The sequence below is a fragment of the Cypionkella sinensis genome (genome assembly GCF_042646385.1).
Classification (GTDB): Bacteria; Pseudomonadota; Alphaproteobacteria; order Rhodobacterales; family Rhodobacteraceae; genus Cypionkella; species Cypionkella sinensis.
In genome coordinates this window covers 2,833,809-2,850,240 of record NZ_JBHRTO010000001.1, presented here as the reverse complement: position 1 = coordinate 2,850,240, position 16,432 = coordinate 2,833,809, and the positions used below count along the sequence as shown (strand labels likewise).

Below are 16,432 nucleotides of genomic sequence, written 5' to 3'. Positions count from 1 at the left end.
CCATCCAGAATCAGCAGGCGCGCGGAACTGCCGCGCGCCGCCGCTTGCGCAGAAGAAATTTCCCCCGCGCCCCGGAACTTTGGAAAAATAAATCACGATTAGTTTGATAGAGTAATCAGAAGCAACACAGCGAGGCCGCTATGGTGAAAACGCTTCTGGTTCCCGGTCTGGATGGATCGCCCGCACCGCATTGGCAAGATTGGTGGGCTGCAACGGACCCTGATGCGCTGATGGTCGATCTGTCCGACCCCGCCCGCCCCGATCCGGCCCGGTGGGAGGCTGAACTGGCAGGCAGCATCCTGCGCCACCCCGGCGCCGTTCTGGTTGGCCATAGCCTTGGCGCTGTGCTGATTGCCCGTGTGCTGACAGCTTGGCCACAACTCAACGCCCGCGCGGCCCTGTTGGTCGCCCCGGCTGAACCCGCAGGCCAACCGCGCATCCAATCCTTCGCGCCCATCCGCGAAACGCCACTACACATCCCCGCTACCGTTGTCGCCAGCCGCAACGATCCGTGGATGCGCTTCCACCGCGCCCGCCATCTGGCAACGGCATGGCGCGCCGATCTGGTGGACCTTGGCTTTGCCGGGCACATCAACGTCGTCTCAGGCTTTGGCCCCTGGCCACTCGGCAAAATCCTGCGCGATGATCTGCTGCTGCAATCCGCCCCGCGCTTGGCCCGCCCCGCGCGGCACCCTCAGCCTTTCCCCCCAGCGATAGGAGATACCGATGTTCTACTGCGGTTATGATCCCGGTCTTGAAGCCTACCTTGCCCACCAAGACACCGATGTTGTCACACCCCCCGCACCCGGCCATCTCTGGGCGGCCACCGGCCTGCTAGCGATCACCATCGTCAGCCTGATCACTATAGGCCTGCTATGAACGATCTGTTCATCCCGCCCTCCACCGCCGCCACAACGCCGGCCAACCTGTCCTCTGGTCCGCCGAAAGGCGCGCATGTCGCCATCATCGGCGGTGGGGCGAGTGGTGTGCTGATGGCGGTGCATTTGCTGCGTCACCCCGACACCGCCCGCGTTACCCTGATCGAGCGCACGGGCGCGATGGGTGCGGGCATCGCCTACAGCACCATCGACCCCGAGCATCTGCTGAACACCCGCGTCCATAACATGAGCGGCTTTCCCGATGATCCGCAGCACTTCCACGCATGGCTGCAACGCTATCATGACACCACGGTCAGCGATCAGGGCTTTGTCAGCCGTGCCACCTATGGCAGCTATCTGGGCGCATTGCTGGCCGAGTGGGATGCCGATCCCCGGCTGATCCGCATCTACCAGAACGTCACCGATCTCGCCGAAACCACCGAGGGCGTCGCCCTGCATCTGGCCGATGGCCAATCCCTGCGCGCCGACCGGGCCGTGCTGGCAACCGGCCATGTCGTGCCCGATCAGGCCCGCGAATGGCCGTTGACCGACGCGTGGAGCCCGCAGGAACCCCCGCCGCCGCAATCGCGCATCATCATCATCGGATCGGGCCTGTCGATGGTCGATCAGGTGCTGACCATCCTGCGCTCGGGCCACACCGGGCCGATCCTGTCACTGTCCCGCCGGGGCCTGCTGCCGCGGGATCACACCGCCACCAAACCGATGCAGCTTGACGCCAAACACCTGCCGCGCGGGGCCACGGCCTCTGCCCTGCTGGCTTGGGCGCGCGGTCTGACCCGTGCCGCCATCGCGCAAGGCGGCACGTGGCGCGATGCCGTCGATGGCATCCGCCCGCATGTCGCAACCCTGTGGCGCAGCCTGCCGACGCCCGAGCGCGCCCGCTTCCTGCGCCACGGGGCGACGTGGTGGGACGTGCATCGCCACCGCATCCCGCCACAGTCACAAGCCGCCGTGCATCAAGCCATTCTGGACGGCCAACTGATCATTCGCAAAGCCGCCTTTCAGGATGCCGTGCCGCGCGCCGAGGGTGGATTCTTCGCCTATGTCCGCCCCTTTGGCAGTGCAGACAGCGAGGCCATCGCCGCCGCCCGCATCATTGATTGCCGTGGCATCCGCCGCGACCCCGAACAAAACGCAACGCCCTTGGTGAAAAGCCTGCTGGCGCAAAAAGCCGCCCGCATCGACCCCTTGCGCATCGGGCTCGAGGTCGATGCCCACTGCCGCCTGATCCGCGCAGATGGCAGCACCAGCCCGCGCATCCACGTCATCGGCCCCGCCTCCCGCGCCGCCTTCTGGGAAATCACCGCCATCCCCGACATCCGCGAACAGGTGGCGGGGTTGGCCGCCGAAATCGCAGTGGTGTGATTTGCAAGACACCCCCAGACCGTCAAGCGCCCTAGTCCCAAAAGCGCGTGGCCGCGTCTCAGATAAACAGCAGCGATGCATCCAACTGCGTGACATCAATCCCGCTGAGCAGAACGGTGACACCTTGATACGAAAACAACGCGCCATCGGCCGTTTGTGAAAACGCGGCCAATGCTTCGTCCGCATTTGCGAAATGCAGGCCGCGAAAGTTCAATATGTCCTGACTGGGGTCGAAATCGGTGATGCGATCTGCGCCGCTTCCTGCTTGAAACACGAAGTTATCGCGATCTGCTCCGCCCGTCAGCACGTCATTGTTCGCGCCACCTACAAGCGTATCGCGCCCAGCACCCCCCGACAGCCTGTCGTAGCCATAACCGCCATAGATTAGATCGTTACCCAAGCCACCGGTCAAAACGTCATTCCCAGCCTCACCAAGCAGGCGATCGTTACCAGCCCCACCGTTCAATCGGTCCGCTCCCAGACCGCCAGCGATGCTATCGTTAAAACGTGTGCCAAGCATATGCTCATCGCCATTTTTGCCGTGAAGATCTACCGCCGCAAGTCGGGGATCAATGATCTGGGTCAGCAGATCAGGGCGGTCAAATGGCCCAGCCTGAACAGAATATGTGATTGACACACGCCCATCGGCAAGCGTTGAAACGGTAGGGCTGGTTGCCCAGTTCGCGGCAGCCTGCTCAACGATGAAAGGCGCCTCAGCCGTGCTGCCGTCCGCACCAATGATCCGTGCAACGACATGGGTGAACCTTTCATTCAAGTCAGAGTTAAAGGTATATTCTGTCCAGGCCGTGATGAACCGGCCGTCTTGCAACGCGGTGATGGTGGGATTTACCGGTGACATACCCGCCGCCGCGACAGAAATCTCCGTCTCTGGCGTAACGGCCGCGCCGGTGCTGCTGAAAACGCGCGTTACGATTGTGTCGATGGTGCGACCCAAGCCATCTGTTGTATCGACGCTATGCTGCCACACCATCGCGATATTGCCACCCGCAAGCACTGTTACGGCAAGCGCATGGCTTATATCATGGCTGCCATTGATGCTTTGGTTCACCCGGAACGGTGCGGAAATCGGCGTGCCATCGGCCTGAAACAGCCGCGCCACTTGCGAAGCGCCATCAACCAAACTGTAAGGGCCGCCCTGATCGGTCCAGACAGCAACAAATCCGCCGCCCTCCAAGGCCTGTATCTCGGGATAACCTTGTGAACCCCGGACAAAGGCGTTCAACTGCACCACCGGCGAGACGGCGACTCCGCTGGCGTCATACGTCTGCGCGTAGCACTCGTAAGACCTGTTGTGATATTGTCCCCATGCCGCAACGAACCCGCCGTTTGAAAGCGCGGTGATATCCAGCCCGTCAGACCCGTTCCCCCCGCTAACCGGATCGGCCTGTGTTACCGGCGTCAAAGCCGTGCCCTGCGCATCAAACATCCGAAACAACGCATGCACGCCCACGCCAGCCACATAGAGGCTTGTCCACGACACCACAAAATTGCCATTCGCCAGTGCCACGACCTCGGGCAACGTAGAACGCGCGCTTTCAGCGCCAAGATCAAGCGTGATCTCAGCGCCAACGGTGCCCACAACGCTGTCGATGATCCGTATCTTGAACCCTTCCGAAACGGGGGTATGCCCCTCCATCCGGTCTTGCTGCCAAAAGGCCAGCACGTTGCCATTCCCAAGGCCGATGCCGCCGCCCACTTCATCAGAAATCGGGTTTGTGGCTGTCGGGATCGGGCGGCCTAGAAAAACGGGGCGCGGCATACTCGGACTCCAAAGACAAAATCATCTGTTGATCAATGCTTAGAAGGTCGCATTTGCAAGTCAATTCAAAGCTGCCTCGCCGTCCGGGTGACGAAAACAAGAAACCCCGCAGCAATCAAGCTGCGGGGTTTTCTGTAAGACTTGGTGCCCAGGAGAGGACTCGAACCTCCACGTCTTGCAACACTGGTACCTGAAACCAGCGCGTCTACCAATTCCGCCACCAGGGCAAGTGTCGTGGGGGCGATGTAGCCGCGCCGTTGGGGGGAGTCAACAGGGGCAAAACGAAAAATCTGGAAAATCTGTCGCGGTGAATGGACTTGCCGCATTAGACTTGCCGCTGTGGCCCGGTCAGATTATTCAGGCAGCAACCACATCGGCGGCCAAAGGGGTTACGCATGAGCAAGCTTGTCACGATCTACGGCGGATCGGGTTTCGTTGGCCGCTACATTGCGCGCCGGATGGCGAAACAGGGCTGGCGCGTCCGCGTCGCCTGCCGCCGCCCGAATGAGGCTTTGTTTGTCAAACCCTACGGCACACCGGGTCAGGTCGAGCCTGTGTTCTGCAACATCCGCGATGATGCTTCGGTGCTGGCCGCGATGGCCGGGGCAGATGCGGTGGTGAACTGCGTCGGCACCTTTGATCGTGGCGGCAAGAACAATTTCGCCGCCGTGCAGTCCGAAGGCGCTGGCCGCATCGCGCGTCTGGCCGCACAGCAAGGCATTGCAAGCTTGGTGCATATCTCGGCCATCGGGGCCGATGTGAACGGTGCCAGCCTTTACGCGCAATCCAAGGGCGAGGGCGAGGCTGCCATTCTTGCTGCCTATCCGACAGCCATGATCCTGCGCCCCTCGGTAATTTTCGGCAACGAGGACGGCTTCTTCAACCGCTTTGGTGCGATGTCGCGTCTTGGGCCGATCCTGCCTTTGGTCGGCGCGCAGACCAAGTTCCAGCCGGTTTATGTCGATGATGTCGCGCAAGCCGCCGTCAAAGGCATTCTGGGTGAGGCGACGGGCATCTATGAGCTTGGCGGCCCCGATGCCGAAAGCTTCCGCGACATCATCACCAAGATGCTTGGCGTGATCCGTCGCCGCCGTCTGGTGCTGAACTTGCCGTTTCCCATCGCTTTGATCCCGGCCAGCCTGCTGGATTTCGCATCCTTCGCGACCGGCGGTATCTTCAAGAACAGCATGATCACCCGCGATCAAGTCGCCTCGCTGCGCAGCGACAACGTCGTCGCCCCTGGTGCCAAAACCTTGGCCGATCTGGGCATCCCCGCCACCGATTACGCTTCGGTGATCCCGGAATATCTGTGGCGCTACCGCCCCTCGGGCCAATATGCCGCGATCAAGGAATCGGCCAAGAACCTCAAGAAAGCCTGATCGCCCGAGGGAATCGCCATGCAATACCTCAGCGACATCCTGCTTGGCGTGATCGAAGGCATTACCGAGTTTCTGCCCATCTCCAGCACCGGCCATCTTCTTTTGGCCGAACACTGGCTGGGTGCGCGGTCTGACACCTATAATATCGTCATTCAGGCTGGGGCGATTCTGGCGGTGACGCTGATCTATTGGCGGCGCATCATGGATCTGCTGTTGAACTTCCGCGTGCCGGAAAACCGCGATTACCTGATCAAGCTGACACTCGCCTTCCTGATCACCGCCATCCTCGGCCTGATCGTCAAGAAACTCGGCTTTCAACTGCCAGACACCATCCAGCCCATCGCTTGGGCCTTGGTGATCGGTGGCATCTGGATGCTGGTGGCCGAGCATTTCGCCGCCAAACTGCCAGACAGCAGCCGCATCACACTGCGCGTCGCCATCGCTGTCGGTCTGGCGCAAGTCGTCGCGGGGGTGTTCCCCGGCACCTCGCGCTCTGCCGCCACGATCTTTGTCGCCATGCTTCTGGGCACCTCGAACCGCGCCGCCGCCACCGAATTCGCCTTCCTCGTCGGTATCCCGACCATGTATGCCGCCAGCGGCTACGAGTTGCTGAAACAGGTTAGCCACGGCGGCACAGAGGGCGATTGGCTCTCGCTCGCCATCGCCTTTGTTGTCTCTACCATCACCGCCTTTGTCGCGGTGAAATGGCTGCTCACCTATATCCGCAGCCACCGATTCACCGCCTTTGCGATCTACCGCATCGCCTTCGGCGGCCTGCTGCTGGCGCTAACGGCTGCGGGTATCCTCGCCTGACAATCCCGAATCGCCTTGAGATTGAGCAGAAAATGGCTCGTTTTCCCGATATAGGTAACGAATGCTGACCTATATTTCAGTCGATCCGTCAGAAATGTTGACCTAACAGCGTTAAAACTGAAAGATAGGTCAATCATACTGACTTTTATTTGATTCCGTTCCAAAGTATCAACGCCCAACAGTGACATTCCACCTAAGGGGCAGATCATGGCCGGGCAGAAAATGCTGAAATTCGTGACGCTGGGCAAAGAGATGCCCACCAAGCGCGATGCTGACACCCGCAGCCATGATTTCGATGAAATCTATCGTCAGTTCGCGGTCGAAAAAGCCGCCGAGCAGGCCTCGCGGTGCAGCCAATGCGGCGTGCCCTATTGCCAGTCGCATTGCCCGTTGCACAACAACATCCCCGATTGGCTGCGCCTCACCGCCGAGGGCCGTCTGGAAGAAGCCTATGAGCTTAGCCAAGCCACCAACACCTTCCCGGAAATCTGCGGTCGCATCTGCCCGCAGGATCGCCTTTGCGAAGGCAACTGTGTGATTGAGCAATCCGGCCATGGCACCGTCACCATCGGCTCGGTCGAGAAATACCTGACCGACAAGGCCTGGGAAATGGGCTGGGTCAAGCCTATCGCCCCCCGCGCGCAACGCTCGGAATCCGTCGGCATCATCGGCGCTGGCCCCGGTGGCCTTGCCGCCGCTGACGTTTTGCGCCGCGCTGGTGTGCAAGTCACCGTCTATGACCGCTACGACCGCGCAGGCGGCTTGCTCACCTACGGCATCCCCGGCTTCAAACTGGAAAAACCCGTGGTGATGCAGCGCATCGAACAGCTTGAGGCCGGCGGCGTGTCCTTCGTGCTGAACTGCAAGGTCGGCGAGGATCTGTCGTTTGACGCCATCCGTGGCCAGCATGACGCCATCCTGATCGCCACCGGTGTCTATAAAGCCCGTGATATCGAGGCCCCCGGTGTTGGTGCAAAAGGCATCGTGCGCGCGCTCGATTATCTCACCGCGTCCAACCGCAAATCCTTTGGCGACGAGGTTGCCGAATTTGACAGCGGCGAGCTGAACGCCGAGGGCAAGCGCGTCGTCGTCATCGGCGGTGGCGATACCGCGATGGATTGCGTCCGCACCGCCATCCGTCAGGGGGCCACGTCGGTGAAATGCCTCTACCGCCGCGACAAAGCCAACATGCCGGGCAGCCAACGCGAGACGCAAAACGCCGAGGAAGAAGGCGTCGAGTTCGTCTGGCTCTCCGCCCCCAAAGGTTTCACCGGCGGCACCACGGTTGAAGGCGTCATGGTGCAGAAAATGCGCCTCGGCGCGCCGGATTCCTCTGGCCGCCAAACCCCCGAACTGATCGAAGGCGCCGACTATATCGAACCCGCCGATCTTGTCGTGCAAGCGCTCGGCTTTGAACCCGAAGCCGTCCCCACCCTCTGGGGCGTCCCCGACCTCGCCGTCACCCGCTGGGGCACGATCAAGGCCGATTTCCGCACCCACGCCACCAACCTGCCCGGTGTCTACGCCGCAGGTGACATCGTGCGCGGTGCAAGCCTTGTGGTCTGGGCGATCCGCGACGGCCGCGAAGCCGCCGACAGCATCTTGGCATATCTGGCACAACCGGCCTCGGTTGCGGCAGAGTGATCCCACACCGATCACAGCTTTAAGGACATTGAACCATGCGGATTGCCCTGCTTCCCCTGTTCTTCCTCGCCGCTCCCGCCCTCGCGGGCAGCTTCACCCCACCCGAGGGTTGCACCGCCACCCTCACCGTGCAGGGGCGCGGCTGCTATGTCGCGAACTACTACACCTGTGCTGCGGACAATCCCGGCGACAAATGGCGTGCGGATTTCGATCAGGAAGGCATGTTCTACCTGTCGAAAATCGACCGCGAGACCCAGTGGATCGAAAGCTATGATCTGAACCCCACCGTCAAGCAAACCCTTGATCCGAACCCGGCAGACCCGGCGAACTTCTCCAGCCTTCTTGCCACGGGCCGCGATGATTTCGAATTCGGCCTGACGAAAGACGACGGCGAACACACCAATGTCAAAGGCTTCGACAAGCTGACCGGCGAGACTGCCACCATCGACGGCGTTACCCTGCAACGCACTCAGTTCGAATATGTCGAAACCGATGACGCCGGGAATGAGCTGCGCAAGGCCCGCGGCCACGAATACATCAGCGCCGAGTGGCGGAATTTCTTCTCGGGCCAGTCCGAATGGTGGGATGGCACGCAGTGGCTGCCGCTGGAAGGCAGCCCAGTCGAATTCATTCTGCCCGGTGAGAAAGGCTTCGCCGCCACCCAACCGATTTTTGAATGTGATGCCGTGATGTCCGAAGCCACCCCGCTTGAACAGTTGTGGAGAGCATCCGATGGCCGATGAACGCACCGCCCAATGTCTTTGCGGCGCAGTCCGCTTGCAGATCAGCGGATTGAGCCCAGACATCCACGCCTGCCATTGCGAAAACTGCCGCCGCCATTCCGGTGCCCTTGGCATGACAGTGATCGTGCCACATGATGCGGTGATCGTTCACGGTGGAGAATCCGTATCGACCTATCAATCCTCGGATTGGGCGGCACGCAGCTTTTGCAGCCGTTGTGGCTCGGGCCTTTGGTATCGCTTCACAGAACCGGGCGATCAGGCCGATTACTTCCTGTCCGCAGGTCTGTTGGATGATTTGCGTGGGCTGAAGCTGACTCAGGAAATCTACTATGACCGCAAGCCCGATGCCTGGGCCTTTGCGGGTAACACGCAAAAACTGACAGGGGCCGAAGTGGAAGCCCTTTACGCAGCCAGCCCCAAGGAGTGAGCCATGACGATTTATGATGAAGCCTGGGTGCGTGCCGAAGAAGCCAAGCGCGCCTATATGGATGCCAACAGCCTGTATAAATCCGAAGACGAACATTCGTCCTGCGGCGTGGGTCTGGTGGTCGCAGTATCGGGCAAGCCTTCCCGCAAAGTGGTCGAAAACGGCATCAACGCGCTGAAAGCGATCTGGCACCGCGGCGCCGTCGATGCGGATGGCAAAACCGGCGATGGCGCGGGCATCCATGTGCAGATTCCGGTCAAATTCTTCTACGATCAGGTCCGCCGCACCGGGCACGAGCCTGACATCCACAAGTTGATCGCCGTCGGCCAGGTCTTTCTGCCGCGCACCGATTTCGGCGCGCAAGAGCGTTGCCGCACGATTGTAGAGGCTGAAGTCCTCCGCATGGGCCACTACATCTACGGCTGGCGTCACGTCCCGGTCGATACCAGCGTGCTGGGCGAGAAAGCCAATGCGACCCGGCCCGAGATCGAACAGATCCTGATCCGCAACGACAAGGGCATCGACGAGGAACAGTTCGAACGCGAGCTTTACATCATCCGCCGCCGCATCGAAAAGGCCGCCCTCGCCAGCCAGATTCAGGGCATGTATCTGTGCAGCCTGTCGTGCCGCAGCATCATCTACAAAGGCATGATGCTGGCCGAGCAGGTCGCCACCTTCTACCCCGATCTGCAAGACGAGCGTTTCGAATCCGCCTTCGCGATCTACCATCAGCGCTATTCCACCAACACTTTCCCACAGTGGTGGCTGGCGCAACCCTTCCGCATGTTGGCCCATAATGGTGAGATCAACACGCTGAAAGGCAACGTCAACTGGATGAAATCCCACGAGATTCGGATGGCGTCCAACAACTTTGGCGACGCCGCCGAAGATATCAAGCCGATCATCCCCGCAGGCACCTCTGACTCCGGTGCGCTCGATGCCGTGTTCGAGGCCCTCGTGCGTTCGGGCCGCAATGCTCCCCTTGCCAAAACCATGCTGGTCCCCGAAGCGTGGAGCAAAGCCACCACTGACATGAAGCCCGCTTGGGCCGATATGTATGCCTATTGCAACTCAGTGATCGAACCATGGGACGGCCCCGCTGCCCTTGCGATGACAGATGGCCGCTGGGTTTGCGGCGGGCTTGATCGCAACGGCCTGCGCCCGATGCGCTATGTGGTGACGGGTGATGGCCTGCTGATCGCAGGCTCCGAAGCTGGCATGGTCCCGGTCGATGAAGCCACCATCCGCGAAAAAGGCGCGCTTGGGCCGGGGCAGATGATCGCTGTCGATATGGCCGAGGGCAAACTTTACCACGACGTCGCGCTGAAAGACAAACTCGCCGCCGCCCAGCCCTATGCCGACTGGATTCAGAAGATCGTCGATCTGAACGCTTTGCTGCGCGACGTGCCGGAAGTGGCGATGTACGAAGGTGCCGAGCTGCGCAAGCGCCAGATCGCCGCTGGCTTTACCGTCGAAGAACTCGAACAAGTCCTCGCCCCGATGGCCGAGGATGGCAAGGAAATGATCGCCTCAATGGGTGATGATACCCCTGCCGCCGTGCTGTCGTCGGTCTACCGGCCTCTGTCGCATTTCTTCCGGCAGAACTTCAGCCAAGTCACCAACCCGCCGATCGACTCGCTTCGCGAAGGCCGGGTGATGTCGCTGAAAACCCGCTTTGGAAACCTGCGCAACGTGCTGGATGAAACCAACGCCCAGTCGGAAATTCTGGTCTTGGAAAGCCCGTTCCTTGCCAATGCCGAATTTGATGTGCTGGTGAAACGCTTCGGTGATCAGGTCGCCTTCATCGACTGTACCTTCCCGGCCAACGCTGGTCCCGACGCCCTGCGCCAAGGTCTGGAACGTATCCGCGCCGAGGCCGAAGACGCCGTGCGTTCGGGTGCTGGCCAGTTGGTGATGACCGATCAGCATCAGTCTCCCGAAAAGGTGGCAATGCCGATGATTCTGGCCACCTCAGCCGTGCATAGCTGGCTGACCCGCAAGGGCCTGCGCACCTTCTGCTCGGTCAACGTCCGCAGCGCCGAGTGCATCGACCCCCACTATTTCGCCGTCCTGATCGGCTCGGGCGCTACCACCGTCAACGCTTACCTTGCGCAAGATAGCATCGCCGACCGTATCCGTCGTGGTCTGATCGAGGGCAGCTTGGTCGATGCGATGCGCCGCTATGGCTATGCCGTCGATGCGGGCCTGCTGAAAATCATGTCCAAAATGGGCATTTCGGTGATCTCGTCCTATCGCGGCGGCCTGAACTTTGAAGCCGTGGGCCTGTCGCGCGCCATGGTGGCCGAGTATTTCCCCGGCATGCAAAGCCGCATCTCGGGCATCGGTCTGCAAGGCTTGCAGATGAAGGTCGAGGAAGTCCACGCCAAAGGCTGGCTTGGTGGCGCAGACGTTTTGCCCATCGGTGGCTTCTACAAGGCGCGGCGTTCCGGCGAAAAGCACGCATGGGAAGCGCAGACGATGCACATGCTGCAAGCCGCCTGCGACCGCGCCAGCTTTGATTTGTGGAAGCAATACTCCGCCGCGATGCGGTCGAACCCGCCCATCCATATCCGCGATCTGTTGGATATCAAGAGCTTGGGCAAGCCGGTGCCGATCGAGGAAGTTGAATCCATCACCTCGATCCGCAAACGGTTTGTGACGCCGGGCATGTCGCTGGGGGCCCTCGGGCCAGAGGCGCACAAGACCCTGAACGTCGCGATGAACCGCATCGGCGCGAAGTCGGACTCTGGCGAGGGCGGTGAAGATCCCGCCCACTTCCTGCCGGAAGCCAATGGCGACAACCCTTCGGCCAAGATCAAACAGGTGGCTTCGGGCCGTTTCGGTGTCACCGCCGAATACCTAAACGCCTGTGAAGAATTGGAAATCAAAGTCGCCCAAGGTGCCAAACCCGGCGAAGGTGGCCAGCTTCCCGGCATGAAAGTGACCGAATTGATCGCCCGCTTGCGCCATTCCACCAAAGGCGTGACGCTGATCAGCCCGCCGCCGCACCACGACATCTATTCCATCGAAGACCTCGCGCAACTGATCTACGACCTGAAGCAGATCAACCCGCGCGCCAAAGTCACGGTGAAACTGGTGTCGGCATCGGGCGTCGGAACCATCGCCGCAGGCGTGGCCAAGGCCAAGGCCGACATCATCCTGATCTCGGGCCACAACGGCGGCACCGGGGCATCCCCCGGCACTTCGATCAAATACGCCGGCCTGCCGTGGGAAATGGGTCTGACCGAGGCGCATCAGGTGCTGTCGATGAACAACCTGCGCGAACGCGTGACGCTCCGCACCGATGGCGGCTTGCGCACGGGACGCGATGTGGTGATGGCGGCCATGCTGGGGGCCGAGGAATACGGCATCGGCACCGCTGCCCTGATCGCCATGGGCTGCATCATGGTACGTCAGTGCCAAAGCAACACCTGCCCGGTCGGCGTCTGCACCCAAGACACCACCCTGCGTGCCAAATTCACCGGCACGGCGGATAAGGTCGTCAACCTGATCACCTTCTACGCACAGGAAGTCCGCGAAATCCTCGCGCAAATCGGCGCGCGCAGCATGGATGAAATCATCGGTCGCGCTGACCTGCTGAGCCAAGTTTCGCGTGGCTCGGCCCATCTCGACGATCTTGACCTCAACCCGCTCTTGATCACCGTCGATGGCGCGCAGAAGATCACCTATGACCGCTCGAAACCCCGCAACCACGTCCCCGATACGCTGGACGCCGAAATCGTCAAAGACGGCGCGCGGTTCTTTGAAGACGGCGAGAAGATGCAGCTTTCGTATGCTGTCAGAAACACCCTGCGCACCATCGGCACGCGGGCCTCATCGCATATCGTCAAGAAATTCGGTATGCGCAACACCCTGCAACCCGACCATCTGACGGTGAAACTGCACGGCTCTTGCGGCCAGTCGCTTGGCGCCTTCGCGGTCAACGGGCTAAAGCTGGAAGTCCAAGGCGACGCCAACGACTATGTCGGCAAAGGCCTGTCCGGTGCCACCATCGTCGTGCGCCCGCAAATGTCGTCGCCGCTGAAGGCCGAGGATAACACCATCATCGGCAACACCGTGCTGTATGGCGCAACCGCAGGCTTCCTGTTTGCAAGCGGTCGCGCGGGTGAGCGCTTCGCCGTCCGCAACTCGGGTGCATCGGTGGTGGTCGAAGGCTGTGGTTCCAACGGCTGCGAATATATGACCGGCGGCGTCGCGGTGATCCTGGGCCGCATCGGTGCCAACTTCGGCGCGGGCATGACCGGGGGCATGGCCTATGTCTACGACCCCCACGCCACGGCGGAAGATTTCGTCAACGACGAAACCGTCCTCACCTGCGCCGTCGCCCATCCGCATTGGGAGCTGCAACTGCGCGGCCTGATCCAGCGCCACGCGGCCGAAACCGGCTCGCGCATCGCCGCCCGCATCCTTGCCGATTGGGTGAACGAACGCGCCAACTTCCTGCAAATCTGCCCGAAAGAGATGCTGCCCCACCTGTCGCATCCCTTGTCCGACGAAGTGCAGAAAGTTCCTGCAGAGTAACGACAAAAGGCCCCCGATAGGGGGCCTTTTTCAATCGTGAACCAAAGCTTACTTCAGGCGGGAAACAACGCCGTCAGCAAACGCGTTCACCATCGCGTTGTAATAGACCTTGCCATCTGCATCAGCGGCGGTGAAGTCATAGCCCTGCGGCAACAGCGGTTTGGCCGCGTTCACGTCGACCGTCAGGTCATAGGCGTCGTCGCCCACGTGGTTCTTGTCGTCCTGCACCAGAACGTTACCCGTCAGCGTGGTCTCGCCCAGACCCAGCTTCTCTTGGAAGCCATTGGCCAGCGAAACATCATCAATGCGGATCTTGATCACATAGGCAGCCTCGTCGTCAGACGGTGCCACTTTGGTCAGGATCGACGCCTTCAGATCGTCTTGCAGCGTGCCCCAATACGCAGCAGCCTGCGGGTTGCCGATGCCGGCGGTGTCAACCTTGACCTCAACCTCGCGGATGGGTTTCAGGTCTTGTGCCAGCGACGGGAAAGCCACAGCGGTTGCCATAAGGAAGGCAGCGATGGAAGTGCGAAACATGATGATCTCCATTGTTACACAGCGGCTCGGTTTCCCAAGCCCTATGCAGCAAGAACCCACAACATGTGTTTTCGTTCCCCCAGGCGCTGCGATTTAATCCGTGACGCCACGTCACGACCGCAGCCGTGCGCCGTCCGGGTCAAGAAACGCCCGCCGCGAAATCACTGCTTTCACGCCGTCGACGAGCACTTCTGCCCCATCCACAGCATAGGCTTTCTCGATATGGGCCGAGGCCAGAACTGCCCCCACCGAATAGCCGTGATCGCTGTAGGTCACATGCCCCACCCGGCGGCCATCGACCATCACCGCAGCGCCCTCTGCGGCCGGAACGTCCCCCTCCAGCCGCAGCCCGACCCATGCCGTCGCCACGCCCGCATCGCGCGCCCGCAGCAACGCCTCGCGCCCGATGAAATCGCCCTTGTCGAATTTGATGAACGCATCGGTGCCGACATGAAACGGCGTCACGCTTTCATCCATATCAATGCCATGCGCCGGATACAGCTTTTCCAGCCCCAGCGTGAACATCGCCTGCACGCCGTAGGGCCGCAACCCATATGCCCCGCCCGCCGCCAACAACCCGTTCCACACCGTCGCCGCCTCGTCCGAGGGCACGAACAACTCAAACCCCAATTCCCCCGTCACCCCGGTGCGTGAGATCATCACCCGCGTCTCGCCAAAATGCCCCCAGGTGAAGCTCCACCGCTTCAGCGCCATAAAATCCGCGTCAGGGATCAGCCGTTGCAGCAGCGCCCGTGATTTCGGCCCCTGCACCGTCGGAAACGCAATCGCCGCCGTGATGTCGGTAACATAAGCCCGCCGCCCCACCGCATGCTGCATCGCCCAATCGCGGATTTTCAGCCGATTGCGGCTGCCCGAGACGATCAGAAAATGCTCATCCCCCAGCCGGAACACCGTCAGATCATCCATCACTCCGCCATCCGGCGCACAGACGCTGGCATACCGCGCCGCGCCCACCTTCATGGCGGCTGCATCATTGACGATCAGATAATTCACCAGTGCCTCGGCCTCTGGTCCCTTCACGTCGATCTTGCCCATGGTGGAAAGATCCTGCACGCCGACATTGCTGCGGGTGTTCAGATGTTCAGCCTTCACATCACCATAATGATGCGCGTTGACAAACCCGCCCCCCACCGGCCCCATCTGCGCGCCATAGGCCGAGGCAAGGGCATAAAACGGCGTGCGACGTAGCGGCATGGGAACTCCGGGGTTGGGATTTGGCAAACCGTAGGCAACCAACCTTACATCTGCAGCGTCGTCCGCGACATTATTTGTCGGGATTGCAAGGTCTCTGCCGCGCAAAGCAACGCGCAGATGGCGCGCAGCCGGTGGTGCGCGATGCAGTTCTGGCCTTTCGACCGGGCAGAGCGTTGTCACTCCGCAAGCAAATCTTAAAAGAATATGAACGATTTTCGGTAACGCGTTGAAATCACATAGCACTCCAACAGTCCCAACGCGGGACCAGCCTAAAACCCGCGCCAAACCCTTGACCAAACCGCAAGCTTCGGGCCTAAGCTGCCGCATGGTCGATACCCCGAAAAAACCACGCAAAAAGGCCGAACCCGCGCCCGAGCCGAAACTGCTCGCCTCCGAATCTCGGGGCAGGCGGATCAAACGCTGGATTCTGCGCGGCCTTGGCGGCATCGCCGCCTTCTACGGCCTGCTGATCGTTCTCTTCAGCTTCCTGCCGCCGCCGATCAACCTGTATCAACTCTCCGAAAGCTGGCGCTTGGGTGGCATCAGCAAGGATTGGGTGAACTGGGATGAAATCGCCCCAGTGATGGGCCGCTCTGTCGTCGCGGCAGAGGATGCCAATTTCTGCCTGCACTGGGGCTTTGACATGGCCGCCATCCGCGCCGCTGCCGAACAGGGCGGAACCCGTGGGGCCTCGACCCTGACCCAACAGGTCGCCAAGAACGTGTTCCTCTGGCAGGGCCGCAGCTGGATCCGCAAAGCCATCGAGGCGGGCCTGACACCGGTTGTCGAACTGGTCTGGTCCAAGCAGCGCATTCTTGAGGTCTACCTCAACGTCGCCGAATTCGACGAAGGTGTGTTCGGCGTGCAAGCCGCCGCCCAGCATTACTTTGGCGTCGATGCCCGCGACCTGTCAGCCCTGCAAGCCGCCCGCCTTGCCGCCGTTCTGCCCGACCCGAAAGGCCGATCAGCCTCGAAACCCAGCAATTTCGTGCGCAAACGCACCGGGGCTATCATGTCGGGGGCCGAGACCATTCTGGCGGATGGCCGCGCGGATTGTTTTCAGGACCGCGAATAGCCGGGGATTGTGG

General features: G+C 61.1%; 13 protein-coding genes and 1 tRNA gene. 10 read left to right on the top strand and 4 right to left on the bottom strand.

The annotated features are described in order from the left end of the window. The first annotated feature begins 140 nt into the window (after positions 1-140). From ACFOGH_RS14120 to ACFOGH_RS14110, 3 genes are read left to right on the top strand one after another with little or no spacing between them, the layout of a single operon-like run. Entirely contained in the window at positions 141-746 is a 606-nt protein-coding gene (locus tag ACFOGH_RS14120; protein WP_380073714.1) for an RBBP9/YdeN family alpha/beta hydrolase, read from the top strand. Beyond that, on the top strand, positions 727-879 hold the full coding sequence (locus ACFOGH_RS14115; RefSeq protein WP_380073713.1) for a hypothetical protein: 153 nt from the start codon (positions 727-729) through the stop codon (positions 877-879). The genes ACFOGH_RS14120 and ACFOGH_RS14115 overlap by 20 nt, the downstream gene beginning before the upstream one ends. Beyond that, entirely contained in the window at positions 876-2,264 is a 1,389-nt protein-coding gene (locus ACFOGH_RS14110) for an FAD/NAD(P)-binding protein (protein WP_380073712.1), read from the top strand. Before ACFOGH_RS14115 ends, ACFOGH_RS14110 begins: the two co-directional genes overlap by 4 nt. 58 nt (positions 2,265-2,322) lie before the next feature. Here the strand turns inward: ACFOGH_RS14110 and ACFOGH_RS14105 are convergent, their stop codons facing one another. Both ACFOGH_RS14105 and ACFOGH_RS14100 read right to left on the bottom strand, forming a co-directional pair. Then, positions 2,323-3,792: a hypothetical protein gene (locus tag ACFOGH_RS14105; RefSeq protein ID WP_380073711.1), complete on the bottom strand. Its 1,470-nt coding sequence runs from the start codon at positions 3,790-3,792 to the stop codon at positions 2,323-2,325. 394 nt (positions 3,793-4,186) lie between these two features. Next, positions 4,187-4,271: transfer RNA gene (locus ACFOGH_RS14100), tRNA-Leu, on the bottom strand. A 168-nt stretch (positions 4,272-4,439) separates the two neighbouring features. On the opposite strand from ACFOGH_RS14100, the gene ACFOGH_RS14095 reads away from it, so the two are divergent. The 6 genes from ACFOGH_RS14095 (at position 4,440) to gltB (ending at position 13,592) form a co-directional block, all read left to right on the top strand. Next, positions 4,440-5,423: a complex I NDUFA9 subunit family protein gene (locus ACFOGH_RS14095; protein ID WP_380073710.1), complete on the top strand. Its 984-nt coding sequence runs from the start codon at positions 4,440-4,442 to the stop codon at positions 5,421-5,423. An 18-nt stretch (positions 5,424-5,441) separates the two neighbouring features. Beyond that, positions 5,442-6,236, top strand: a complete 795-nt coding sequence (locus tag ACFOGH_RS14090; RefSeq protein WP_380073709.1) for an undecaprenyl-diphosphate phosphatase — start codon at positions 5,442-5,444, stop codon at positions 6,234-6,236. A gap of 207 nt (positions 6,237-6,443) precedes the next feature. Next, complete coding sequence (locus ACFOGH_RS14085; RefSeq protein ID WP_380073708.1) at positions 6,444-7,880, top strand: NAD(P)-dependent oxidoreductase; 1,437 nt, start codon at positions 6,444-6,446, stop codon at positions 7,878-7,880. Between the two features lie 35 nt (positions 7,881-7,915). Beyond that, complete coding sequence (locus ACFOGH_RS14080) at positions 7,916-8,623, top strand: hypothetical protein (protein WP_380073707.1); 708 nt, start codon at positions 7,916-7,918, stop codon at positions 8,621-8,623. Further along, positions 8,613-9,050, top strand: coding sequence for a GFA family protein (locus ACFOGH_RS14075; RefSeq protein WP_380073706.1), 438 nt, complete (start codon positions 8,613-8,615; stop codon positions 9,048-9,050). Before ACFOGH_RS14080 ends, ACFOGH_RS14075 begins: the two co-directional genes overlap by 11 nt. A 3-nt stretch (positions 9,051-9,053) precedes the next feature. Continuing rightward, on the top strand, positions 9,054-13,592 hold the full coding sequence (gene gltB / locus ACFOGH_RS14070; RefSeq protein ID WP_380073705.1) for a glutamate synthase large subunit: 4,539 nt from the start codon (positions 9,054-9,056) through the stop codon (positions 13,590-13,592). A 48-nt stretch (positions 13,593-13,640) separates the two neighbouring features. On the opposite strand, the gene ACFOGH_RS14065 is transcribed toward gltB, so the two are convergent. Continuing rightward, positions 13,641-14,129 (bottom strand): hypothetical protein, encoded by a 489-nt coding sequence (locus ACFOGH_RS14065; RefSeq protein ID WP_380073704.1) that lies wholly within the window; start codon positions 14,127-14,129, stop codon positions 13,641-13,643. A gap of 111 nt (positions 14,130-14,240) precedes the next feature. Next, on the bottom strand, positions 14,241-15,344 hold the full coding sequence (locus tag ACFOGH_RS14060; protein ID WP_380073703.1) for an aminomethyltransferase family protein: 1,104 nt from the start codon (positions 15,342-15,344) through the stop codon (positions 14,241-14,243). A 325-nt stretch (positions 15,345-15,669) separates the two neighbouring features. On the opposite strand from ACFOGH_RS14060, the gene mtgA reads away from it, so the two are divergent. Then, positions 15,670-16,419, top strand: coding sequence for a monofunctional biosynthetic peptidoglycan transglycosylase (gene mtgA, locus ACFOGH_RS14055; protein ID WP_380073702.1), 750 nt, complete (start codon positions 15,670-15,672; stop codon positions 16,417-16,419). The last annotated feature ends 13 nt before the right edge of the window (positions 16,420-16,432 follow it).

What these genes read in the sequence shown, in the direction of transcription:
- ACFOGH_RS14110 (WP_380073712.1), top strand. Translation starts at nt 876, where the DNA reads ATGAACGATCTGTTCATCCCGCCCTCCACCGCCGCCACAACGCCGGCC.
- ACFOGH_RS14075 (WP_380073706.1), top strand. Translation starts at nt 8,613, where the DNA reads ATGGCCGATGAACGCACCGCCCAATGTCTTTGCGGCGCAGTCCGCTTG.
- ACFOGH_RS14085 (WP_380073708.1), top strand. Translation starts at nt 6,444, where the DNA reads ATGGCCGGGCAGAAAATGCTGAAATTCGTGACGCTGGGCAAAGAGATG.
- mtgA (WP_380073702.1), top strand. Translation starts at nt 15,670, where the DNA reads ATGGTCGATACCCCGAAAAAACCACGCAAAAAGGCCGAACCCGCGCCC.
- ACFOGH_RS14095 (WP_380073710.1), top strand. Translation starts at nt 4,440, where the DNA reads ATGAGCAAGCTTGTCACGATCTACGGCGGATCGGGTTTCGTTGGCCGC.
- ACFOGH_RS14115 (WP_380073713.1), top strand. Translation starts at nt 727, where the DNA reads ATGTTCTACTGCGGTTATGATCCCGGTCTTGAAGCCTACCTTGCCCAC.
- ACFOGH_RS14120 (WP_380073714.1), top strand. Translation starts at nt 141, where the DNA reads ATGGTGAAAACGCTTCTGGTTCCCGGTCTGGATGGATCGCCCGCACCG.
- ACFOGH_RS14065 (WP_380073704.1), bottom strand. Translation starts at nt 14,129, where the DNA reads ATGTTTCGCACTTCCATCGCTGCCTTCCTTATGGCAACCGCTGTGGCT.
- ACFOGH_RS14090 (WP_380073709.1), top strand. Translation starts at nt 5,442, where the DNA reads ATGCAATACCTCAGCGACATCCTGCTTGGCGTGATCGAAGGCATTACC.
- ACFOGH_RS14080 (WP_380073707.1), top strand. Translation starts at nt 7,916, where the DNA reads ATGCGGATTGCCCTGCTTCCCCTGTTCTTCCTCGCCGCTCCCGCCCTC.
- gltB (WP_380073705.1), top strand. Translation starts at nt 9,054, where the DNA reads ATGACGATTTATGATGAAGCCTGGGTGCGTGCCGAAGAAGCCAAGCGC.
- ACFOGH_RS14060 (WP_380073703.1), bottom strand. Translation starts at nt 15,344, where the DNA reads ATGCCGCTACGTCGCACGCCGTTTTATGCCCTTGCCTCGGCCTATGGC.